1 pseudogene is annotated in these 249 nt (G+C 36.1%); it reads right to left on the bottom strand.

From position 1 onward, the window contains the following. Nucleotides 1–224 (bottom strand): annotated as a pseudogene (locus tag AAEY62_RS23835) (DNA polymerase III subunit delta); the annotation flags it as partial. Nucleotides 225–249 lie beyond the last annotated feature (25 nt).

Here is a 249-nt window from a genome sequence, read left to right as displayed (position 1 = left end):
GCGCTAAACAGCGACATACTTTGATATTGAGCTATAATTTCTTGCCAATCAAAACCTTGCATTAAAGTAAATTTAATTACTTCATCAAAGCCTTGCTCTTTAGCAATTGCGCGAATTTGTTGTACACATTGCGCTTCTTGAAAAGGCTCTTCACCAAACACTAAGTAAAAGGGTTTTAAGCCTTTTTTTAGTTCACTCGGTAATTGATTAGCGTAACAGCGCATTATAGTTGCGACAACTCTCTAAGAA

Source organism: Pseudoalteromonas sp. GW168-MNA-CIBAN-0100, from assembly GCF_040309225.1.
In the GTDB taxonomy this organism is placed as follows: domain Bacteria; phylum Pseudomonadota; class Gammaproteobacteria; order Enterobacterales; family Alteromonadaceae; genus Pseudoalteromonas; species Pseudoalteromonas arctica.
Note: the sequence above shows the minus strand (reverse complement) of the source record. Positions and strands in the feature narration are given on the sequence as shown.